The following is a 21,436-nucleotide window of genomic DNA, read 5'->3' as shown; positions in this document are numbered from 1 at the left end:
CGTGGCCTCGCGACCACGACCATCCCAGATCAAAGCGACCCCGATCACCCTCTCCGCCGCGGGTCCCGCACTATTCGCGGATATGGGTCCGAGGGCGATCCGAGGGCCTCCGTGAGACGGTGAAAAGCGGATGGTCTCGATGGCCTTCAAACGCCACCCCGTCGCCAAATTCTTCCTTCAAGCTCAACGCGACCAGGCTCAGGTAGGTAATCAACGGCACTGCGATTTCCGGACCGCTCCGGTCGAACGTTCGAACCGTGACCTCCGATCCGCGTTCGGTCGTGCGGATCACGACGACCGCCTCCCTGAAGTCTTCCTGCGGCACCGGTACCTCGAAGGTCGAGGTGTCTGCTGTTTCCGGGAGGGTGAACCGCCAGTCGCTCCGCCACCACCCCTCGATCAGGACCGGATCGGGGAAGTGGAACAGCCGGATATTCATATCCGAATATTTGTCTGATCGAGACTCATTCATCGCGCACCTCACCCCGCGGGGTATATGGACCAACGTGCTTCGCCACTGGCCAACAGTGCGGCGATTATGGGAAACGACTCCGGCTTGAAGACCGACTGATATGGAGTGTAGTCGGTCCGGAGGAGCCCCGCCGCCTCCAGGGAATCGACGGCGTGCGCGGGCAGGCTCAAGACCAAGACGCTCCAGGGTCCTGGTTTGTGGCGTGAGCCCCAGGACGCGGCCGTTTGCAGTGCCGCCATCGGGTCAGCTGGGTCAATGCGGATCGTGTAGAAACTCCCGGGATCTTGGGAACCGACCAGGTTCTGCAGGGATTTGGCCTTACTGAGCCCATTTGTCATGATATCCGTCGCGGATTCCGTGGTGGCTCCGTGGGCGAAATCGACGTAGTCGTCGTCATCGTCATCCGACGTCCCAGCAGGCGGCGGTGGTGGCGGGCGTGTGGGGTTGGGCGGCGCTGCGGTGGTCGGTGCCGGGGGCGTCGTGGGGTTGGTGGGCGGACATGCGCGGGGAGGATTCCCGTTACAGCCGGCAGGTTGACCGCTTCCCCCTCCTTCTATGTTCCAGATGGCATACAGCACGCCGGCGATCGTGATGGTGCCCAGGACGGCGACGCCGACGGGCGTTGCGAGCGCGGGGACCGCGGGGACAAGCTCGACGTATTTGCCGGTGGGGTCGGTACGGTTGACCGGGTTGTTGTGGGCGTAGGTGTAGGTGGCGAGATTTCGGGGTTCGTGGATACCGCCGGCGACGTCGCTGTCCAGGTAATCGGCCAAGGCGGGGTCCGCGCCGGCCCATAGCTGGGTTCTCGGGTTGTAGTAGCGGGCGCCGTAGTTGTAGAGGCCGGTTTCCTCGTCCATTTCCTTGCCGGAGTACCGGTAGGGCGTCGGGGTGCCGGATTGGCCCGCGTGCTCCTGGACCCAGGTTTCACCGAAGGCGAAGTACCCCAGGTGTTCGGTGACGTTGCCCTGCGCGTCGGTGACGTACCCGGAGGAGCCGACGTGGTCGGCGTGGAAGTAGGACTGTGTGGTTTCGCGGGTGGCGTCCGGTTCGACGGTCTTGGTGGTCAGGCGATTGTCACCGATGAAGATGTGCTTGAAACCGGTGCCGTCGCGTTCGCTGTAGTTACGGCTTGGATAGAGGTGCAGGCCGTCGCCGTTCTTGACGACCCGGCCGCCCTTGTCGTCGTAGGCGTAGCGGACGGTGGCACCATCGCAACCGGCCGGGTTCTGGGGGATGGTGGCGGTGGCGGTGGCGGTGTCGTGGTTGCAAGCGAGCCGGTTCTCCTCGTCCCACACGAACTGGCGTCGTGTCCCGCCTGCCGTGGTGTCCACCGTTTCGGTGAGATTGCCGCCTGCGTCGTAGGCCTGGGTGATCGGGCCGACTTTGCCGGGTGCGTGCGGTTTTCCGGTGGCGTAGGTGTACTCGTAGTCGTAGCTGGTCTTCTCCTGGACCCCGGCCGTGTCGGTCGCGTCGGCGACTGACTTGATCGGGCCGGACAGCGACGAATCGCCTGCTCGCGCGGCGGAGACCTGAGACGGGCCGGCGGCCGGGGTGATCTCGTGGTGCTGGGTTTTGGTTGTGGTGTTATGGATGGAGTCGTAGCCCAACGCCAGCGTGTACTTGTCTTTCTGGCTGTTCTTGTTGGTGTATTCGCCGTCGGCGCCGACGAGTTGGTAGAGGTCGTCGTAGCGGTAGTACTGCGTCGAGGGCCCGCCGATCTTCTGGCCGGGGTCTGGGGTGTTGGTCAGCTTCGTGATGTTGCCGGCCTTGTCGCGGGTGTAGGTGCTGTTCTGGAAGTCCGACCCGTTGGGCTGCTGCGACTTCAGGTTCGCCAACCGCCGGTCGTCCTGGTCGTAGGTGTAGGTGGTGCGCACCCCGTTTCCGGCCTGCTGCAGCACCTTCTGGCCGAACTTGTCGTAGTCGAGGCGACCGAGGTAGATGTAGTCGGTGCCGTTTTTGACCCCGGTTGCGCGGGTGACCTGGCCTGCGGTGTCGTAGTCGTAGCGCAGGACCTCGCCGTCCGGGTAGGTCATTTGCAGGACGCGGTTGAACGCGTCGTAGCGCCACTTGGTGGTGTAGCCGCGGTCCGCTTGTCCGGCGATCTTGATGATGCGGGTTTCCCGGGTGGTTTCGCCCTGCGGGCCATAGGCGTGGGTTTTTGTGCCTGCGGCGTCGCGGGTTTCCGTGATCCGGCCTGCCGTGTTGTCGGCCGCGCCCGGGGCGCCGTAGGCGTAGGTGACATTGTTGCCAGGGAAGTTCGGGTACCGCACCCGCGTCGGGCGATTGTGGTCGTAGTCGTACTCCACGGCCGTACCTGCCTGACGCAGGTTCGCGGTGACCCTGGCGGTCAGGTTGCCGGCCAAGTCATACCGAGCCTCGGTCCGTCCCGTGTCCGGGCTCTCCAACACGGTACGAGCACCTAGGCCGTCGTACTCGGCTCGAGTGGTGTTGTTCTTGTCATCCACCACGGTGCTGATCTGGCCGAGCGCGTCGTAGCCGTAGCTGGTCCAGATCACCGGCTGCCCGCCCGCCGGGTTGAATTCCTTGACCGCGGTGATCAGCTCACGCACATCCGCGTAGGTACGGTGTTGTTTGTCGTTGCCGTCGGTGGTGATCGTCTCGAACCGCTTCACGCCGCCGCGGTCCGGACCGAACCCGTAGGCCTCCGTTGTCGTCACACCGTCCGGCAGGATCGTCCGGGTGGTGCGATCGAGCACGTCGAACGAGGTCTTCGTCGGGGCCACCGCGTCACGGCCGTTGTTGAACGTGATGTCGCCGGAGCCCTTGGCTTCGGTTGTCGGGTGGTACTGCTCGATCGCCCGGCTGACGAAGTCGAATGTCGACCGCCCCGACACGACCATCACCTCACGCGGTGTCTCGCCCGGGGTGTCCGCTACCGACGCGTCCTTCTTGACCTGCAGGACACGGCTGAGGCCGTCGGTGAAGGTGACCGTGTCAATGGTGTCCTCGCGCACGCCACCGGCATCGCGGTCGAGGTGCCGGGTGGTGGCGTAGGGAACGACGGCTTCGGGGTGGTAGTCGAAGTCGATCGTGACCTTGCCCGACCCGATCTCATACGGTCCGGTGACGGTGTCTATGCGCCCGACGTTGTCATAGCCGCGTAGTACCTGCTGGCCGTTTTGGTCGGTGGTGCGCTCCGTCTGACCGTACTTGAGGTTGTGCGTCGCGCCGGATCGTAACCCAAAACTGTCCACGATGGACTCGATGTGGACGCCGACGACGGTGTCGTAGCCGTACTCCAGCTGGTACCGCTGACCGGTCCGGTTGGCCGGCTTGGTGACCGATTTCAGGTTCCCGTCCGGGTAGTACTCCATATCGGTGTCGGCCGAGGTGGTGCCTGTGAGGTACTGGCGGATTTGCCGTACCGCGCCGTTTCTACAGTCCACTGTGGATTCACGATGTCGTGACACGGTGTCGCCGACGGTCCCGCGCTGCTTGAGCAGGTTGGCGGTGCCGACGATGTTGCGGTCACGGCAGGCCGGGTCGGACGCGCTGTAGCCGTAGGTGGTTTCCACGTCGTCGGCGGCGCCGTCATCGGCCACGTCGAGCGACCGGATCAGGTTCCCGTACTCGTCGTAGGACATCTCGACGTGGGTGGACTTACCGGGTGTGGCCGCACCTTCGTAGAAGTGTTTGTCCACCCTGGTCAGCTGCGCGAACACACTGGCCGGTTGCGGCGGACCGCCGTCGACGACGTCACGGAGCTGGTAGGTGTTGACGGACTCCAGATACGGCTTGCCCGCGCTGTCGCTGGTCAGGGTGCGGGCAAGCAGCCCTCGCGTGTAGTGGCTGTCGGTGCGGTATTCCTCGGTCTTGGTCCGGTAGAGCGCGTCGCCGGCCCCCGGGTCGCGGGTTTCGGTGATGACCTTGCCGAAGCCGTGGAATTCGCGTTCGAGCCGGTCGTACTTGCCGTGTTCGTAGCGGTAGGTGGTGAGCTGGGTGTCGGCTCCGTCGCCGGGATGGCCGTCGGACACCGTGGTACGGGACATGACCCAGCGGGATTCGGGCATGGCCTGGGTGTTGCCGGTGCGGGTGTAGTCGAGGTCGATGCGCCCGCCCATTGGGCGGGTCACCGTGCGGAGCAGGTTCGTACGGCCGGTTTTGTTGACCGCGACCAGAAGCTCGTTGTCCCGGGTGGATTTGACATGGTCGGCCAGGCCGTCGCCGTTGATGTCACGCAGGCCGATCTCGGCGCGGCTGATGCCGGTGGAGGCGTTGACGCCGGGGTTGAAGACGAACGTGCCGATCGGGGTGGGGACAGGGAACGTGAAGTAGACGCCCGCGCCGAGAGTGGCGTTCTTGTCCACGGCGATATCGGTGAAGCTGCCGCGGAACGGAGTGGGGGCGGTGAAGCCGGTGCCGGTGTTGATGGCCACCTTGATCGAATTGGCGCCATCGGTGAAGACGCGGTCGGTGAGACCGTCGCCGTTGACGTCGAGCATGCTCGCGTTGGTGATCGAAGTGCCCAGTTCGGCGGACAGTCCACCGGCGAAGCCGTAGTTGTCGACGTTGAACCCGAGGTTGACGCCGAGGTTGCGAGTGGAGGAGTCGTTGATCGGTCCCGCTGACCAGGGTTCCCTGGCGGCGAAGCTGTAGCCGAGGTTGAGTTGGGCGTCGCCGTTGGCGAAGACCTTGTCCGGTAGACCGTCGCCGTTGATGTCGACGAGGTCGACGCGGGTGTCGGACTCGCCGCCGCCGACGCTGCCACCGATTCCGAGCGCCGGTTGTACCGGTCCGGAGGTGGCGGTGTTGTTGCTGCTCCCGGCCTCCGGAGCGGCCAGGCCCTGTGCGCTGGCAAAGGTGGCCGACTCACTGCCGGCGGAGTACGACACGTTGCCGGACACGTTGTCTGACTCGCGGACGTTGCCGCCGAGCGTGCCGCGTCGAGCGCCGAGCCCACCGTTCATGTCGGTGAACTGGATCTCCTTGGCGCCGACGACATCGGGAAAGCGGTCACCGTTGAGGTCAACGTAGTCGACAGAACCTGCGGTGATCCCACCGACGACCGTGCCCCCGAACGGACCGGCGGACAGCGTGCCGGACACCTGACCGGTCACGCCGCGACGCATCACAGTGCGGTCACCGGCGACATCGGCGTCGGTGACCACGTCGATGGTGTCCGCGCCGAGCCGGGAACTGGTCGCCATGGTGGCGGTGAACCAGGACGACTCGTCCTGCGCGGCCCAGCCGCCTTTGGCCGGGTTCGGAGCGAAGATCGCCAGCCGGGGCATGGCGATCCGGGGATTCGCGGCGAACCCCGGGATGTCGGCTTCCTTGGGTTCCTTGGGAAGGGCGTTCTTGAAGCTCTGGTCGATCGCGAGCTCGGCCTGCTTGATGGGCTGAGTGGCGCGGTCGCGGTTGGCCTGGTAGCCGATCACACCCCAGCCGCGGTAGGGCTGCGGGAACGCACCCTGCTGAGCGGAGCCGTGTGCCGCGCTCGGCGCCGGGCTGAACGTCGGCCATGGGGACGAGAGATCGTAGGTGACCTTCGCGGACTGTTCGGCGACCAAGCCGAACAGGTTGGAATCCGTTGTGGAGTGGTCGAAATACAGCTCGTCGCCTTGGGTGACCGGGACGACCACGTCCAGGTCCTGGCCGGGCGAGCCGTACTGCCCGTTGACGATGTCGACGACCCGCTTGCCCAGCAGTTGCCCGCCGCGTTTCTTGACGGTGAACGCGATCTTGGTCGCCCCGGTCAGGCCGAAGTTGAGCTTTACGCCCGGCCGGATCCGCAGCTTGCCGGTCTTGGTCACCTTGTAGGTCTGCTGCGGCGCCGTGAGGGTGTCGGCGGGGTACATGTCCAGGTCGAACGGCGGGCTGATCACCAGGGTCGGCTGACCCTTGTCGTCGACCAGCGACTCCACTCCCGGCGCCTCCGTGTAGTGCGCCTTCGGTACCCAGGACATCGCGGAAACGTCGATCGAGGAGTCGGTCCTGATGTGCCATGACATTTTCTCGAACTGGCTGACCGGGAGACTCATGTCGATCTTGGTGGTCCCGGTCGAATCAGCAGGCAGAACCTTGCGGAACACCTCCGCCGGAGCGTGCACCCCGTTGCCCTTCGTGATCACCACGGTCACGTCATCCGAGGTCGCCTTGCTCTTGACCACGTCGCCGGTCAGCCGAAGCTTGCCGGTCACCGGCACCATCACCTGCGACGAGCGGCCGCCGAGCGTGAAGTCCGCCGACGCACGGAACACGGTGTTCGCCAACCCGTTCACGTCAGTACCGGCCGCCAGGTCGGTGTAGGTGATCGCCGGATCCCACGCCACCGTGTCGTACTTCCCGTCCAGAATGGACTGTGTGCGGAAGTAGAGCGCGTCGCCCTTCTTCACCGCGATCGCCGACACATTGGCCGGGGTGAACTCAGTGTGGTCGTCCGGACCGATTCGTTGCGCCCAGAGTTCGCTGTCCTTGGCCTGGATGGCGATCCGCACACCGTCGGCTTTGGTGTACGCGGCGCGCGCAGGCGAGGGGTCCGCGGTCAGTTGCGCCGGGCCGTCGACGCGGACCGTGCCGTCGAACGGCGCGACCCAGCGGCGCACCGAGTCCAGCAGCGGCGAGTTGTCGACCTGCTGGTTGAACTGCGCGGTCTGGTCACCGACGATCTCGCCGGTCACCGCGCCACCGCCGACCGGCACCGGGGTGCGGGTGGAATCCGCGCTGTAGGCGGGCTGCCCGTTGGCGTCCAGGTAGCCGAACAACACGCCGCCGTTGTTGACCAGGTCAGTGATGCCGTCACCGTTGACGTCGCTGAAGAACCGATCCGACGTGGTCGTGGTCCCCACGAAGTCCAGCTGCGCGGCGATAGCGGCGACGAACGCCTCGACGCCGATCGTGCCCGACAACGTCCGCTCGGTCGAGATCCCCGGGAGGTCGCGCAACCTGATCGGCGTGTCACCGAACTTCGGTTCACCCCCCGGGGTGCTCAGATTGGGGCGGTAATACACGTCGTTGTTCTTGCGGAAAACCTTGTCCGGCAGGTTGTCGCCGTTCACGTCCACCAGCGCCGACAGGCCATCGGACTGGCCGGCGTTGAACCCGACCTTCAGCCCGACGCCACCCTGCTTGACCGGCAGCCCCTGCACGTTGTAGCCGGCGAACAAGTGCGCGCCGAACCCGACGGAGGTGTTCGCCGAGATCGCACTCGCCTCACCTTCACGGATGTTCACGCCCAGGTCGTCATCCGGGACCGACCAACCGGCGGTGTCAGCGAACCCGGTGTAGCTGCCCGCCTTGTCCCGGACGTCGTCGAAGTAGTCGAACGAGTGGGTGTTGAACAGCTTGTTGTCCTCGCCGAACTGCGACACCGACGCCAGCAACGTCTTCGCGAACGCGCCTGCCCGGTAGTTCAGTTCGTAGGCCCGGATCAGCTGGTCGTCCAGCTTGACCTCAACCCGCCGCAGCAGATCGGCGGTCACCTTCTTGAACCCGCCCCGGGCGTCGATTTGCACATCGCCGCGGCGAGGTTCACCCCGGTCCCGGTCGCGCAGGAACGTCACCGAGTATTTGCCCTCGGTCGCACCGTGTCCGGTGTAGGTGATCCGCCGCGGATACAGGTTGCTACCCGGCACCGTCGACTTCCCGGTGCCGCCGTCTTCCACCCGGGCATAGTGGTAACGCATGACATTGTCGTTGGTGTCACGGACCTCGCGCACCGCCCACGACGCGACGTTGCCGGACGAGTCGGCCAGCGTGGTGTTCTCCGCGCCACCGAACACCGTCCGCGTGCCCTGCTTGTCGGTGACCTCCCACCAGTAGTTCGCCGGTTTGTCCCCGTGCCGGACGATGCGGTCGAACCGGCTCTCCACCCGCGCGTGGAACACCTTCTCCGCCGTCCGCTTCTGCAACTCGCCCCGATGAGCGACCGGCGTGAGCTGCTCACCGCCCAGTACGTACGTCTCGGTCTCCAGGCCGACGTCATAGCGCGGTACACCCCACCGGGTGTCTACCGTGATCGTCGGAGTGCCGATGTCCCACCCGATACCCAGCCAGCCGTTCGTGACCGCCGAGCTGTAGGTGACGGCGAGCTTCGGCTCCAGACCCGCCCGCCCCTTCGGCACCTCCAACGGATACGACAGTCGCGCATCACCCGCACTGTTCGCTGCCGGCGGCCCGATCAGGTTCACCCCGGCCCCTGGATCGCCTGCCTTGATGTCCTTGATCTGATTGGGATCGAACGATGTCCCCTCCGGATGCTCCGGAGCCGCCACCGCCCCATCCGCCCCCGAGGCCTGCCCCGTCCCGCGCACCGAGGCCGGCGGAGCAGCCCCCGGGACCGCTACCGCCAGCAACGCCAAGATCAACGCCACCACCACAGCCTTATGGCGGTACCTCACCGGACGACGAACCCACGCGATGGCAGACATGCCAAGACCCTCCTGTGGATCAACAGGTTCAGCTAAAGGTGGTCCCGTCAAAGAGCAATCGCTGTCGCGTACGGGATAGAGCGGTGATGTGTGCGGAAACGCGATCGATCAAATGGCCGTGATCAAGTAGTGCATTCGGGCGAAGCATCCCCTCTGGGCTCGGCCTATGCACCTGAAAGCCGAGACATCGATCTCTCCGCGAAGGTATCTACAGTCGATTAAATTTCGATGAAACACCCGTCCACAGCCGATCGGCGTTTCCGTGACGTCGCCGTCGATGACGGCCTGGACTCTCACGAGACGTGATGGAGAACCGTGCTCGGTATGGACGGAACACCTGTCCTGCAAGGTAGTTTGCTGGTGCTGGGACTGTATTCGTGGTCGCAACTGCAGCCGCCGCCGGCACGGCCCACGCCGAGGTGTCCGGACGGCGTACATGCAGCGACGTCCTGTCGGCGCGCGAGACCGGCAGGTTCGACCTGCGGAATGTCGAGGACGTCACCGAGTTCACGAAACGGCTCCGCCCGGGCCTTCCCTCCTGACCGAGTACGGGATTTCCATGACTACTGTGGCAACGAAGCCACGCGGGTCGCTTCGCGCGCGCCTGGGTGGCTACGACCAGACCTATCCGGTCCTCGCGATCACCGTCCTGCTGGCGCTGGCCGGCGGCCTGACCACGGCGAACTTCCTGAGCACCGGGAACTTCGCCGGCATCCTGAACCTGTCGGCGGCGTTCGGCATCCTGGCCATCGGCCAGTCGATCGTGATCCTCGGCAAGGGACTCGATCTGTCCGTGGCGGGCATCGGCCTGGGATGCGCGCAGGCGACGCTGGCGTTCATCGACCGCGGCATGCCCGAACGGCAGGCGATCGCCCTGATGACCGCGCTGGCGATCGGCCTGGTCAACGGCGTCCTCGCTGCCGCGATCGCGTTCGACGCGTGGCTGCATCCGCGCAACGACGAAACCGAGAAATCCGGCGAACCGTGAACGGGAACGGGAACGGAACCATGAAACTCCCCAAGAAGATCGTCGCCCTCGTGCTGGCCGCGGTGACGGCCACCGCCGTCGCGAGCAGCTCCGTCGACAACGGTTCTTCGGAAGCCCAGTCCGGCAACGGGAACCAGGCGTTCGGGTCCACTGTGGAGCTGATGCCCGCGCGACAGAAGGCCCTCGACACGATGAAGGGCAAGAAGGTCGCGTTCGTGCCGATCCTCGTCAAGGGCTACCAGCTCACGGAGAACTGCGGCACGACGATGCAGCGCACCTTCGACAAACTCGGCGCCGAGTTCAAGGTGTACGACTCGAACTTCAGCAGCGACCGGATGATCAGCACCATCAAGGACCTGACCGCGCGCAAGGCGGCCGACGTTCTGGTGCTGCAGAACCAGGATCTGGGCCCGCTCGACAACGCCATCGACCGGGCACAAAGGCCGGTATCTACACGGTGGTGCTCAACATGATGTCCGCCCGGCTCGGCGACGCCTTCGTCGGTGTCGACGTCTACGGTGCGGCACAGTCGATCGCCAAACGCGCGATGTCCGATTGCGACGGCCGCAACGCGCCGAAGACGATCTCGATCATCGACGGCCCTGGCAACGACCCGGCGTCGATCCTGTGGAACCAGGGGATCAAGGACGTCGTGGAACAGGCGGGCTACAAGGTCCTCGTCGCCCACTCGCAGTTCCAGAACGTACAGGCGCAGGCGGCCGCTGAATCGGTGCTCCAGCAGCAACAGGGCAAGCTCTGCGGCTTCATGGTCACTTTCGACCTCAACTCGATCACCGTCGGGCAGACGGTCAAGGCCGCCGAATCGCGCGGCCAGGTGCAGCCCGGCTCGGTCGGCGGCCGCCTACGACGTCCAGAGTATCGGCGCGGCAGGCGCGGTCGCGGCGCAGAACCTGATCATGAACCTTGTCGCGACGCCGGTGCAGGCACTACGCGCGGCGATGCGTCTCTACGAGAGCGGGCTCGGTCTCGCGGGGCTCGTGCTCGGGTGCTGGACTTCTACACCGGGTCCCGGTGGGGTGAGTTGGTCGGTCAGCAGCGGCATGAGTGTTCTACGAAGAGTTGATCGACAGTCACAGTTTCCCGTTCGTGCTCTGCAGTGCCGAGGGTGCGCCGTTGCGGCGGTCGAACTGCCGTAACCGCTACTGGCGGCCGGTGTGGGACGGGAGCGAGGCGGAGCACTCGCGGTCCGCTGTGGTGGTGCAGCCTTATGACCACGTGACCCTGCTGATGCCGAGTGGACGGACGAAGCTGGGGGAAGTGGTTCCCGCACCTGCACGCCACCTTCCGTGACGGGCAGTTGGAGACGGCTCCGAAGGCCATCGCCTTTTAACGACTGAAGCCCCGCCCCTCCGAGGAGGGACAGGGCTTCTGACCTGCTTAAACAGATGGTGCGCGATACTGGGATTGAACCAGTGACCTCTTCCGTGTCAGGGAAGCGCTCTCCCGCTGAGCTAATCGCGCGAGGTGGAGACGGGATTCGAACCCGTGTACACGGCTTTGCAGGCCGTTGCCTCGCCTCTCGGCCACTCCACCGTGTCAGGCCCGAGAGGGCCTACCGAGCGGATGACGGGATTCGAACCCGCGACCCTCACCTTGGCAAGGTGATGCGCTACCAGCTGCGCTACATCCGCACATCCTCGGTTGGATCAGAGGTGAGAACCTCGCGGTTCTGCGCCTCACCTCGTCGCCGTGGTGTGTGTGAACACTATCCGACTTCGAAAACGGCTCCGCAACCGGGGTGCCACTTCGTGTTCGCAAGTCTGTTATCAGGACAAATCGTTGGGAATGAGGTGAGTGAGCGCGTCGTCGACGTCGACCCACAGGTGCTCGTTGCCCGGCAGCACGACGTCGTAGGTCCGGTCGAGGAAGTCGGCGAGCTCCTGGGCGGACGCCTCGAACATGGCGTGCCCCGAAGGCGAGTTCAGCTCGATGAGGACGGACTCGGGGTCTTCGACGGAGGGGCGGATGCGTACGTCGCCATCGCCGGCGTCGGCCAGAAGGCCGTCGGCGAGGAGATCGCGCGCGTAGACCCACTCGACCCAGCCGGCGCGGCCGGTGCGGAAGGCTGCGACGACCGCGTAGGGGTCGCGTGTGTCGTATCGCAGTTCCACCTTGACCGGCACCGCGGGTGTCCGCGGCGCCAGGAGGTCGAACACCGCCGTCGAGCGGAGCGTCACGTGATCGTTGCGCATCGTCCTACCCTTCGTCTCCTTCCCGGCCCGGTCGAACCGAGTGGCGATGATGTGACGCATCAACCGGCCGATCGGATCGCGGTTTCGCCGCAGATCACCCGGTCGGGGTCATCGGACCCCGATCTTGACTCCGTCACCCCATCATCACCCGCGCGACGCGCAGCCCTACATGCGCCCTGCAGGCAGTCCACATGTACATATTGCGCGGTTTAGTCGACGCGCGATAGCACCGTCGCACGAATGTCGAAGCGCGTCGCAGGCGGCCCCAGGCCCCGATAGCCCCGGCTAGCTCGTGGTTGTTCGCTCCGTATTTGCTGGTGAGCAGAGTGTGGTCATCGCGAACCACCCGTTTGCAGGCCCCCGAAAGTTGTGAGGTAGAGTCGCGACAACACCGCGAGCGGGCGATTAGCTCAGCGGGAGAGCGCTTCGTTCACACCGAAGAGGTCGCTGGTTCGATCCCAGTATCGCCCACCTGATGAAGGCCCTGGACCACAAGGTTCGGGGCCTTGCTTCTTTGCCGGGGTCGGCGCCACGCAGCCGTCCGGCGGTAACCGATCCCCAGGTCGGACGCGAGATATGTGGGGGCGGCAGTTCTACCGTCGCGAACCATCCCAATAGAGTCGCGCGATCTTGGCGTCGTGCCGTCGATGGCTTGGACGCGGCGCTTCAGGGGTCTTCGACGAGAGCCCGTCCGACCGGTGTGGACATACGTCTTCATGTCTGCGGAACGCGGCGAAGTTGTCGTAGTCGGCACCCTTCGAGACAACATTGTGATCCTCGGCACTGGGTGCCCTGTGAGAAGGTCCAGACCACGGCTTTTGTGACGCGGGGCACCCGGGGGCACCTCACTCTTCCGGCTCCGGTGACGGCTTCGCCGTGACGCTGACGTGATGTGACGAAACGCCACCCTGGTGACCGATTGACAAGGTAGATCGCCGCGCGGTCGGCCGGCTCGGCGGGCCCGGGTCCTCCGGAGGCTCGGAATCCACTTTGGACCGGCGGGAGATCGAGTTCCCTGCACCGTCCACTGTGGAGTTTCCAGGGCTGTTCGGCCGTTCGGGCGCGTGGTGCTCCAAGTGCACGGGAATCGGGGAATTCGTGACTACGTTGCGTAGTTGTCCGAGGGATACGGACTATTACGCATCGTCATCATCTCGTTATCAATATGGCATTCATTTGCCGGAAGCTCGCACAGGATGTGGCTGGAAACCCTTGTAACGATGGCCGGAGAGTGGCCGATACCTTGGCGTATGTCGCCCCATCGGACGCTGCTGGACTGTGAGAATCGATCACTCTTCGAAATCACTCTCATTCACTCAGCGTGTTGATCCGGCGTTCGGAGTCCCCACTTCGGGAGGTCTGATGGAAGAGTCGGTGCGGTCGTCGTCCACCGTGAGCGGGACGCCGCAGCACATCGACCTTCAAGCCATCCCGCTTCCCCCGCAACGGGGAACGGGTGTGGCCGCCGCGGTCGACACCACGTCGGCGCGTCCGCCTTACGCGGCTTGGGAATCGCGCTATCGCGCCTGGGTCATCGGCAGTGACGTTTTCACCGCGTTCGTGCTCATCGCGATGAGCGCCTTCCTGATCGATCGGTCCGACCCGCACGACATGCACGCGCTCGGCACCGCCGCCGCTTTCCTGTTCGGGCTGTCGGTCTGCCGCGCCTGGAGCCCGCGGGTGCTGGGCGAAGGCGCGGAGGAGTACCGGACGCTCGGCCGGGGCCTGGTCACCGCCGCGGTGCTCGTCGCGTTGGGAGGCTTGCTCTTCGGCGCGCTCGCGGTGCAGCCGTGGGTCTTCATCGTCGTCCCGATGATCTCGGTCTTCGCCTTCCTGCAGCGGTACCTCCTGAGACAGGTGCTCCACCGTCGCCGCCGTCTCGGCGAATGCCTGCTGCCGGTGCTCGCGGCCGGAAACCCCGACACGGTCGCCGATCTCATCAGCCGCACCAAGGCCGATCCTCATGTCGGCTGGCGGGTCGAGGCCGTCTGCACCTTCACCGGCGCCGGCGCGGAGCGGGGGAGCGGCGAGGTCGAAGGTGTCCCGGTCGTCGGGAAACTCGACGACCTCGCGGGCCACGTCCGCCGTGGCGGGTACCGGGTGGTCGCGGTGACCGCGGACCAGCACTGGAACCCGAAGCGCCTGCAGCGGCTCGCCTGGGACCTCGAAGGCACCTCCGCGGAGATGGTGGTCGCCCCGGTGCTGATGGAGGTCGCCGGCCCTCGGCTGAACGTCTCCGGCGTTTTGGGCATGCCGCTGCTGCGGGTCAGCGCGCCGATGTTCACCGGCGGCCGCCGTCTGGTGAAGGAAGTGCTCGACCGGGCGGGCTCGACCCTGATCCTTTCCCTGCTTTCCCCGCTGCTGCTGGTGATCGCGGTCGCGATCAAGCTCAACGACCGCGGCCCGGTCATCTACCGGCAGCGCCGCGTCGGCCGCGACGGCCACACCTTCACCATGCTGAAGTTCCGCACCATGGTCACCGACGCCGACCGGCTCAAGCGGGATCTCGAGGCGGACAACGAAGGCGCGGGGCCGCTGTTCAAGATGCGCAACGACCCGCGGATCACCAAGGTCGGCGGGATGCTGCGCCGCTACTCCCTCGACGAGCTGCCGCAGCTGTTCAACGTCGTCAGCGGCCGCATGTCCCTCGTCGGCCCCCGGCCGCCGTTGCCGGAGGAGACCGCGAAGTACGCCCCCGACGCGCGGCGCCGTCTGCTGGTGAAGCCGGGCCTGACCGGGCTCTGGCAGGTCAGCGGTCGCAGCGATCTCAGCTGGGCCGAGAGCATCCGCCTCGACCTCCGCTACGTCGAGGACTGGTCCCTCGCCCTGGACCTGGTGATCCTCTGGAAGACCTTCCGGGCCGTCTTGCACGGCCGCGGGGCTTACTGAGCAGCTCCTTCAGGCTCTCCGGCCGCCGTTCCCCCTCGGGACGGCGGCCGTTCTTGTGATCCACTCCATAGCCAGAAGTAGTTGAACTCGAAATAGTTCAGCGCTCAACTAGGTTGGGACGGGTACAGGAAGCGCACCGGAAGGAAGATCCACATCATGACCACCATCGTTGAGCCGACCGAAGCCCTGAACCTCTCGCAGGAGGTCCAGGACCTGTTGTTCCGCGAAGCACGCACCGCGAACAACTTCAGCGACGAGCCGGTGACCGACGAGCAGATCCGCGCGATCTACGAACTGGTCAAGTGGGCCCCGACGTCGATGAACAACCAGCCGCTGCGCGCGCTGGTCATCCGCACCGAAGAGGGCAAGAAGCGCCTCTCCCCGCTGATGTCCGAGGGCAACCGCGCGAAGACCGACGCCGCGCCGGTGACCGTCGTGCTGGCCGCCGACACCGAGTTCCACGAGAACCTCCCGCGCGTGTTCCCGCACTTCCCCGGCGCGAAGGACCTGTTCGCCGACGAGGCGAGCCGCGTCGAGGTCGCGAAGCTCAACGCCCTGCTGCAGGTCGGCTACTTCATCATCGGCGTCCGCGCCGCCGGGCTGGCCGCCGGCCCGATGACCGGCTTCGACAGCGAAGGCATCGACAAGGAGTTCTTCGCGGACAAGCCGTGGAAGTCCCTCGTCGTGATCAATGTCGGCAAGCCGGGCGACAACCCCTGGTTCGACCGCCTGCCGCGACTGGACTTCGACGAGGTCGTCGAGACCGCCTGACCTCGTCGCTCGATAACGCGAAGGCCTTCTTCCAATGGGAGGAGGCCTTCGTGGTGCTTGGGGTAATGCGCGTGAGCGGTGCCGTACGTGACGACTAACATCACACGGACCATCCGCTTTCACCGCGAGGAGTCCATCGTGTCCCAGCCGTCGTCAGTAGCAGCCGCAACCGCCCCGCGCGTGGTGGTGCCGGCGGGCACTACGGCGGGCTCCGCGGTCCGCGAAGCCGGGCTGCCGACCAAGGGGCCGGACACGATCGTCGTCGTGCGCGACGCCGAAGGGCAACTCCGCGACCTCACCTGGGCGCCCGAATCCGAGGTCGAGGTCGAGGCCGTCGCGGCGAACACCGAGGACGGCCGCAGCGTCATCCGCCACTCGGCCGCCCACGTGCTCGCGCAGGCCGTGCAGCAGCAGTTCCCGCAGGCCAAGCTCGGCATCGGCCCGCCGGTGAAGGACGGCTTCTACTACGACTTCGCCATCGACACGCCGTTCACCCCGGAAGACCTGCAGGCGCTGGAAAAGCGCATGAAGCAGATCGTGAAGGGCTCGCAGCAGTTCTCTCGCCGCGTCTTCGACTCGGTCGACGAGGCCAAGAAGGAACTGGCCGACGAGCCGTTCAAGCTCGAACTCGTCGACCTCAAGTCCGAAGACTCCACTGTGGACACTTCCGAGGTGATGGAGGTCGGCGGCGGCGAGCTGACGATCTACGACAACCTCGACCCGCGCACCAAGGAGCGCGTGTGGAGTGACCTCTGCCGCGGCCCGCACGTGCCGACCACCAAGTTCATCCCGGCGTTCAAGCTCACCCGCGTCGCCGCCGCGTACTGGCGCGGCAACGACAAGAACCCGCAGCTGCAGCGGATCTACGGCACCGCGTGGGAATCCGCCGAGGCGCAGGAGGTCTACCTGGAGCGCCTGGCCGAGGCCGAGCGCCGCGACCACCGCAAGCTGGGGGTCGAGCTCGACCTGTTCTCCTTCCCCGACGAGATCGGCTCGGGGCTGCCCGTGTTCCATCCCAAGGGCGGGATCATCCGGCAGGAGATGGAGAACTACTCGCGCCAGCGGCACGTCGAGGCCGGGTACGACTTCGTCTACTCGCCGCACATCACCAAGGGCGCGCTCTTCGAGACCTCCGGTCACCTCGACTGGTACCGCGACGGCATGTACCCGGCGATGCACCTCGATGCCGAGCACAACGAGGACGGCACGGTCCGCAAGCCCGGCCAGGACTACTACCTCAAGCCGATGAACTGCCCGTTCCACGACCTGATCTTCCGCTCGCGAGGGCGTTCCTACCGCGAACTGCCGCTGCGGATGTTCGAATTCGGCTCGGTGTACCGCTACGAGAAGTCCGGCGTGATCCACGGGCTCACCCGCGTCCGGGGCATGACGCAGGACGACGCGCACATCTTCTGCACCTTGGAGCAGGTCCCCGGTGAGCTGAAGTCCCTTTTGGACTTCGTGCTGAACCTGTTGCGCGACTACGGTCTCAACGACTTCTACCTCGAACTGTCCACTCGGAACGAAGAGAAGTACATCGGTTCCGAAGAAGTGTGGGCCGAGGCGACCGAGGTACTGCGCACCGCGGCCGAGGACTCCGGGCTCGAACTGGTGCCGGATCCGGGTGGCGCGGCGTTCTACGGGCCGAAGATCTCCGTGCAGGCGAAGGACGCGCTGGGCCGCACCTGGCAGATGTCGACCATCCAGCTGGACTTCATGCTCCCCGAGAAGTTCGAGCTCGAATACACCGCCGGCGACGGCAGCCGTCAGCGTCCGGTGATGATCCACCGTGCGCTGTTCGGTTCGATCGAGCGGTTCTTCGGCGTGCTGACCGAGCACTACGCGGGCGCGTTCCCGGCGTGGCTCGCGCCGGTCCAGGTGGTCGGGATCCCGATCACCGAGGGCCAGGTGGAGCACCTGCGCGGGGTCGAGAAGGCGCTGCGGGCCAAGGGGATCCGGGTCAACGTCGACGCGAGCGACGACCGTATGCAGAAGAAGATCCGCACCCACACCACGCAGAAGGTCCCGTTCATGGTGCTGGCCGGCGCGAAGGACGTCGAGGCGGGCGCGGTGTCGTTCCGGTTCCGCGACGGCGGCCAGATCAACGGTGTCTCGGTGGCCGACGCCGTCGAGGCGATCGCCGGCTGGGTCCAGCGCCGGGAGAACGCCTCGCCGACCGTGGCGGGCCTGGAGGCGATCCTCCGGTGACGGGACCCGATGGCCCCGAAGTCGTCGGACAGGACGGTGTGGGGGTCCAGGACGCGTTGCAGCGCCTGTGGACCCCGCACCGGCTCGCCTACGTGCAGAGTGCGAAGAAGCCCGATGAGGGCTGTCCGTTCTGCCGTCTTCCGGAGAAGCGCGACGAGGACGCGCTGATCCTCGCGCGTGGTAAGACGGTCTACGCGGTGCTGAACCTCTACCCGTACAACCCCGGGCACCTGATGGCCGTGCCGTACCGCCATGTCGCGGACTACACGGACCTGACGCCGGAGGAAACCGTCGAGGTGGCCGAGTTCACCCAGCGCGCGATGCGGGTGATCCGGGAGGTGTCTTCGGCGCACGGGTTCAACATCGGGATGAACCAGGGTGTGATCGCGGGCGCGGGGATCGCCGCGCACCTGCACCAGCACGTGGTGCCTCGGTGGGGTGGCGACGCCAACTTCATGCCGGTCATCGGTCACACGAAGGTGTTGCCGCAGCTGTTGGGGGAGACCCGGCAGCTGCTGGCGGACGCCTGGTAGGTCCGCCCGGGTCGCGAGTGTCATGAAAGGGTCTTTCAGGACGTTTTTTGTCCTGAAAGACCCTTTCATGACATCCAGGGGTGGTACGGGTCAGGCGTTGAGCGCGGCCTGAAGCTCGATGTCGATCTTGACCTTCTCGGACAGGAAGGCGTTGCCCTCCGGGCCGATGCCGAAGTCGCGGCGGTTCACGGTCGCGGTGGCCGAGACGCCGATGGTGGTGGCGTTTTCGTTGGCGGGGTTGGTGCCGATGCCGTTGAACTCGGCCTCGAGCGAGACCGGGACGGTCTTGCCGCGCCAGGTGAGGTCGCCGTCGATGACGTAGTCGCCGCCGTCTTCGCGGATCCCGGTCGAGCGGAAGGTGATGACCGGGTGCTCGTCGACGTGGAAGAAGTCCTCGGACTTGAGGTGCGTGTCGCGCCCGTCGACACCGCTGGCGACCGACGAGGCGTCGATCTCGACGGTGACCGTGGACTCGAGGATGTTGTCGGAGGTGACGACCTCGCCGGTGAAGCCGGTGAAGTTACCGCGGGACTTCGCCAGGCCGAGGTGCTTGACGGTGTAGGCGATGTCGGAGTGCGCGGTGTCGATCGTCCACTTGCCGGCGACGTAACCCGGGATCTCGGTGGTGGTCATGAAAGTCGGTCTCCAAAAGTCTGTGATTGCCGGTGGTGAACCCTCAGCTGGTTGAGCGCTCAACCACGACTGTAGCGCAGTTTGGTTGAGCGTTCAACCAGGGGTAGAATGGGCGGCATGTCCGAACCCCGATGGCTCTCCGACGAGGAGCAAAAAGTCTGGCGCGACTTCTCCGCTGCCACGCGGATGCTGCAGGCGCACCTGGAGGGCCAGCTCCAGCACGAGGCGGGCATGCCGCACACCTACTACGAGGTGCTCGTCGCCTTGTCCGAGGCGCCGGGGCGTCAGCTGCGGATGAGCGAGCTCGCCGACGCGCGCAAGGCGTCGCGCAGCCGGCTCTCGCACGCCGTCGCGCGGCTCGAGGCGAACGGCTGGGTTCGTCGTGAGTCCTGCCCCAGCGACAAACGCGGCTCCTGGGCGGTGCTCACCGCCGACGGGTTCGCCGCGCTGGAGAGGGCCGCGCCCGGCCATGTCGAGGCCGTCCGCGAAAGCCTCTTCGACCCGCTGACGCCCGAACAGGTGAAGGCGCTCGGTGACATCAGCGCCGCCGTCCTGGGGCGGCTGTCGCCCAAGTGCGCCGCCGCGGAGGCGGAACTGGCTCTCCAGGAGGATTCCGGGGTCGTTTCCGGCGATCTCGCCGACCTCCGCGACACGGCCGAACTGGCCAAAGCGGACTGATCGGCGACCGGTCCGGGGCGGGCACGACGACGGGCGTCGGTGCGGGTCGATAGGCTTCGGGCGGCCACCCGACCCTGCTGCTTAGGTGCACCTGAAGAACCGATGCTCAACATTTTCGCGCGCGCCTCCGTTTCCCGCGTCACCGACCCGATGGGGAAGGCGCTCGTACGCGCCGGTCTGACCCCGAACGCGATGACCGTCATCGGCACCGCCGGTGCGGTGATCTGCGCGCTCGCGTTCTTCCCCAACGGCCTGCTGCTGTGGGGCACGTTCACCGTGTGGGGCTTCGCGATGCTGGACCTGCTCGACGGCGCGATGGCCCGCGCCCGCGGGTACGGCACGCCGTTCGGCGCCGTCCTGGACGCCACCTGCGACAGGCTGGTCGACGGCGCGCTGTTCGCCGCGATCGCCTGGTGGTGCTTCGTCCACGACGACAACCGCCCGGCCGCGGCCGCCGCGCTGATCTGCCTGGTGCTCGCGCAGGTGATCTCGTACGTGAAGGCCCGCGCCGAAGCCTCCGGGCTGGAGGCGGACGGCGGGCTCGTCGAGCGGGCGGAACGGCTGATCATCGCGCTCGTGGGAACCGGATTGCATGGTCTGGGCGTTCCGTACACCGTGGACATCTCGCTCTGGCTCCTCGCCGTGCTTTCGGTGATCACCCTGCTCCAGCGGATGGCCGCGGTGGCCAAAGCCGCCAAGGCGGCGAACGCGGCCGGGCCACCCGCCGCGGAGGCCGGCTCATGAGCGGGTTCTCCCAGCGCCTGAGCGACTTCGGCTACGCGACGGGCTGGCGGCTCGCACGCTGGCTGCCGGAGTCGGCGGGCTCGGTGACCTTCGGGCTCGGCGCGGATCTCGCCGTCCGGCGGGACGGCGGCGGAGTACGTCAGCTGCGGAGCAACCTCGCCCGGGTCGTGCCACAGGCCGACGAGGTCGAACTGGACGAACTGACCCGCCGCGCGATGCGGTCCTACGCCCGCTACTGGCACGAGATGTTCCGGCTGCCGTCGATGGACCACAAAGAGGTCAGCCGCAAGGTCGCCCAGTCGATCACCGGGGTCGAGAACCTCGACGCCGCCCTCGCCGAGGGCAACGGCGCGGTGATGGCGCTGCCGCACAGCGGGAACTGGGACGCCGCAGGGGTCTGGCTCGCGGACTACCTCGGCGGCTTCACCACGGTCGCCGAACGGCTGAAGCCCGAGGCGCTCTACCAGCGGTTCGTGTCCTACCGGGAATCGCTCGGCTTCGAGATCGTGCCGCTGACCGGCGACAGTTCCGCGATGCGTGTCCTGCTCAAGCGGCTGCGGGAGAACAAAGCGATCTGCCTCGTGGGGGACCGGGACCTGACGAATTCGGGCGTGCCGGTCAAGTTCTTCGGCGAGCAGACCAAGATGCCCGGCGGTCCGGCCCGGCTGGCGGCGACCACCGGCGCCGCGCTGATCCCGGCGGGCTGCTGGTTCACCGAGGACGGCTGGCAGATCCGGCTGCACCCGCGGATCCGGGTCACGAACCGGTCCGAGGTCCCGGCGGCCACCCAGGCACTGGCCGACATCTTCGCCGGCGACATCGCCGCGCATCCGGCGGACTGGCACATGATGCAGAAGTTCTGGCTCTCCGACCTCGAATCCGAGGAACAGGCGAGTCTCGGCGAAGCGAGCTGAGGG

At 66.3% G+C, this 21,436-nt stretch carries 16 protein-coding genes and 4 tRNA genes; 13 read left to right on the top strand and 7 right to left on the bottom strand.

The features are described 5' to 3' along the window. Positions 1-70: 70 nt before the first annotated feature. Complete coding sequence (locus ACLJRL_RS27640; protein ID WP_410659209.1) at positions 71-439, bottom strand: hypothetical protein; 369 nt, start codon at positions 437-439, stop codon at positions 71-73. Positions 440-480: 41 nt separating this feature from the next. Next, positions 481-8,805: a SpvB/TcaC N-terminal domain-containing protein gene (locus ACLJRL_RS27635; RefSeq protein ID WP_410659208.1), complete on the bottom strand. Its 8,325-nt coding sequence runs from the start codon at positions 8,803-8,805 to the stop codon at positions 481-483. 434 nt (positions 8,806-9,239) lie between these two features. Here ACLJRL_RS27635 and ACLJRL_RS27630 point away from each other — a divergent pair, with 434 nt between their 5' ends. The 5 genes from ACLJRL_RS27630 to ACLJRL_RS27610 are packed head-to-tail and all read left to right on the top strand — an operon-like array spanning position 9,240 to position 11,161. Then, complete coding sequence (locus ACLJRL_RS27630) at positions 9,240-9,404, top strand: hypothetical protein (protein ID WP_410659207.1); 165 nt, start codon at positions 9,240-9,242, stop codon at positions 9,402-9,404. 17 nt (positions 9,405-9,421) lie between these two features. After that, positions 9,422-9,850, top strand: coding sequence for a hypothetical protein (locus ACLJRL_RS27625; protein ID WP_410659206.1), 429 nt, complete (start codon positions 9,422-9,424; stop codon positions 9,848-9,850). Positions 9,851-9,870: 20 nt separating this feature from the next. Continuing rightward, entirely contained in the window at positions 9,871-10,323 is a 453-nt protein-coding gene (locus ACLJRL_RS27620) for a hypothetical protein (protein ID WP_410659205.1), read from the top strand. Further along, the gene (locus ACLJRL_RS27615) at positions 10,308-10,934 is read left to right on the top strand and encodes a substrate-binding domain-containing protein (RefSeq protein WP_410659204.1); all 627 of its coding nucleotides are present in this window, start codon (positions 10,308-10,310) and stop codon (positions 10,932-10,934) included. Before ACLJRL_RS27620 ends, ACLJRL_RS27615 begins: the two co-directional genes overlap by 16 nt. Further along, a complete protein-coding gene (locus tag ACLJRL_RS27610) occupies positions 10,916-11,161 on the top strand; it encodes a hypothetical protein (protein WP_410659203.1) in 246 nt (81 codons plus the stop codon). Before ACLJRL_RS27615 ends, ACLJRL_RS27610 begins: the two co-directional genes overlap by 19 nt. A 96-nt stretch (positions 11,162-11,257) precedes the next feature. Here the strand turns inward: ACLJRL_RS27610 and ACLJRL_RS27605 are convergent. The 4 genes from ACLJRL_RS27605 to ACLJRL_RS27590 form a co-directional block, all read right to left on the bottom strand. Next, positions 11,258-11,332, bottom strand: a tRNA-Val gene (locus ACLJRL_RS27605). A gap of 1 nt (position 11,333) precedes the next feature. Beyond that, a tRNA-Cys gene (locus tag ACLJRL_RS27600) sits at positions 11,334-11,404 on the bottom strand. Between the two features lie 25 nt (positions 11,405-11,429). Beyond that, positions 11,430-11,502 (bottom strand) — tRNA-Gly (locus ACLJRL_RS27595). Between the two features lie 135 nt (positions 11,503-11,637). Then, positions 11,638-12,063 (bottom strand): SsgA family sporulation/cell division regulator, encoded by a 426-nt coding sequence (locus tag ACLJRL_RS27590; RefSeq protein ID WP_020672550.1) that lies wholly within the window; start codon positions 12,061-12,063, stop codon positions 11,638-11,640. A gap of 399 nt (positions 12,064-12,462) precedes the next feature. Between ACLJRL_RS27590 and ACLJRL_RS27585 the strand changes: the two genes are divergently transcribed. From ACLJRL_RS27585 to ACLJRL_RS27565, 5 genes are all read left to right on the top strand, one after another. Further along, positions 12,463-12,534: transfer RNA gene (locus ACLJRL_RS27585), tRNA-Val, on the top strand. 891 nt (positions 12,535-13,425) lie between these two features. Further along, positions 13,426-14,952 (top strand): sugar transferase, encoded by a 1,527-nt coding sequence (locus ACLJRL_RS27580; protein WP_410659202.1) that lies wholly within the window; start codon positions 13,426-13,428, stop codon positions 14,950-14,952. A 156-nt stretch (positions 14,953-15,108) separates the two neighbouring features. After that, the gene (locus ACLJRL_RS27575) at positions 15,109-15,723 is read left to right on the top strand and encodes a malonic semialdehyde reductase (protein ID WP_410659201.1); all 615 of its coding nucleotides are present in this window, start codon (positions 15,109-15,111) and stop codon (positions 15,721-15,723) included. A 138-nt stretch (positions 15,724-15,861) separates the two neighbouring features. Continuing rightward, positions 15,862-17,931: a threonine--tRNA ligase gene (thrS, locus tag ACLJRL_RS27570; RefSeq protein WP_410659353.1), complete on the top strand. Its 2,070-nt coding sequence runs from the start codon at positions 15,862-15,864 to the stop codon at positions 17,929-17,931. After that, on the top strand, positions 17,928-18,464 hold the full coding sequence (locus ACLJRL_RS27565; protein ID WP_410659200.1) for an HIT family protein: 537 nt from the start codon (positions 17,928-17,930) through the stop codon (positions 18,462-18,464). Before thrS ends, ACLJRL_RS27565 begins: the two co-directional genes overlap by 4 nt. A gap of 90 nt (positions 18,465-18,554) precedes the next feature. Here ACLJRL_RS27565 and ACLJRL_RS27560 read toward each other — a convergent pair whose 3' ends face one another. Continuing rightward, a complete protein-coding gene (locus ACLJRL_RS27560) occupies positions 18,555-19,097 on the bottom strand; it encodes a YceI family protein (RefSeq protein ID WP_410659199.1) in 543 nt (180 codons plus the stop codon). A gap of 117 nt (positions 19,098-19,214) precedes the next feature. On the opposite strand from ACLJRL_RS27560, the gene ACLJRL_RS27555 reads away from it, so the two are divergent. The 3 genes from ACLJRL_RS27555 (at position 19,215) to ACLJRL_RS27545 (ending at position 21,433) form a co-directional block, all read left to right on the top strand. Further along, a complete protein-coding gene (locus ACLJRL_RS27555; protein ID WP_410659198.1) occupies positions 19,215-19,775 on the top strand; it encodes a MarR family winged helix-turn-helix transcriptional regulator in 561 nt (186 codons plus the stop codon). A 102-nt stretch (positions 19,776-19,877) separates the two neighbouring features. Then, positions 19,878-20,519 carry a phosphatidylinositol phosphate synthase gene (gene pgsA, locus ACLJRL_RS27550; protein ID WP_410659197.1) on the top strand — a complete coding sequence of 214 codons (642 nt, stop codon included), beginning with the start codon at positions 19,878-19,880 and terminating at the stop codon, positions 20,517-20,519. Next, positions 20,516-21,433, top strand: coding sequence for a phosphatidylinositol mannoside acyltransferase (locus ACLJRL_RS27545; protein WP_410659196.1), 918 nt, complete (start codon positions 20,516-20,518; stop codon positions 21,431-21,433). Before pgsA ends, ACLJRL_RS27545 begins: the two co-directional genes overlap by 4 nt. Positions 21,434-21,436 lie beyond the last annotated feature (3 nt).

Origin of the sequence: Amycolatopsis sp. lyj-112, from assembly GCF_046549055.1 — a bacterium.
Lineage (GTDB): Bacteria > Actinomycetota > Actinomycetes > Mycobacteriales > Pseudonocardiaceae > Amycolatopsis.
Note: the sequence above shows the minus strand (reverse complement) of the source record. Positions and strands in the feature narration are given on the sequence as shown.

Coding starts and splice junctions, on each gene's coding strand:
- ACLJRL_RS27640 (WP_410659209.1), bottom strand. CDS start 439: ATGAATATCCGGCTGTTCCACTTCCCCGATCCGGTCCTGATCGAGGGG.
- ACLJRL_RS27625 (WP_410659206.1), top strand. CDS start 9,422: ATGACTACTGTGGCAACGAAGCCACGCGGGTCGCTTCGCGCGCGCCTG.
- ACLJRL_RS27620 (WP_410659205.1), top strand. CDS start 9,871: ATGAAACTCCCCAAGAAGATCGTCGCCCTCGTGCTGGCCGCGGTGACG.
- ACLJRL_RS27590 (WP_020672550.1), bottom strand. CDS start 12,063: ATGCGCAACGATCACGTGACGCTCCGCTCGACGGCGGTGTTCGACCTC.
- ACLJRL_RS27580 (WP_410659202.1), top strand. CDS start 13,426: ATGGAAGAGTCGGTGCGGTCGTCGTCCACCGTGAGCGGGACGCCGCAG.
- ACLJRL_RS27575 (WP_410659201.1), top strand. CDS start 15,109: ATGACCACCATCGTTGAGCCGACCGAAGCCCTGAACCTCTCGCAGGAG.
- ACLJRL_RS27560 (WP_410659199.1), bottom strand. CDS start 19,097: ATGACCACCACCGAGATCCCGGGTTACGTCGCCGGCAAGTGGACGATC.
- ACLJRL_RS27555 (WP_410659198.1), top strand. CDS start 19,215: ATGTCCGAACCCCGATGGCTCTCCGACGAGGAGCAAAAAGTCTGGCGC.
- pgsA (WP_410659197.1), top strand. CDS start 19,878: ATGCTCAACATTTTCGCGCGCGCCTCCGTTTCCCGCGTCACCGACCCG.
- ACLJRL_RS27545 (WP_410659196.1), top strand. CDS start 20,516: ATGAGCGGGTTCTCCCAGCGCCTGAGCGACTTCGGCTACGCGACGGGC.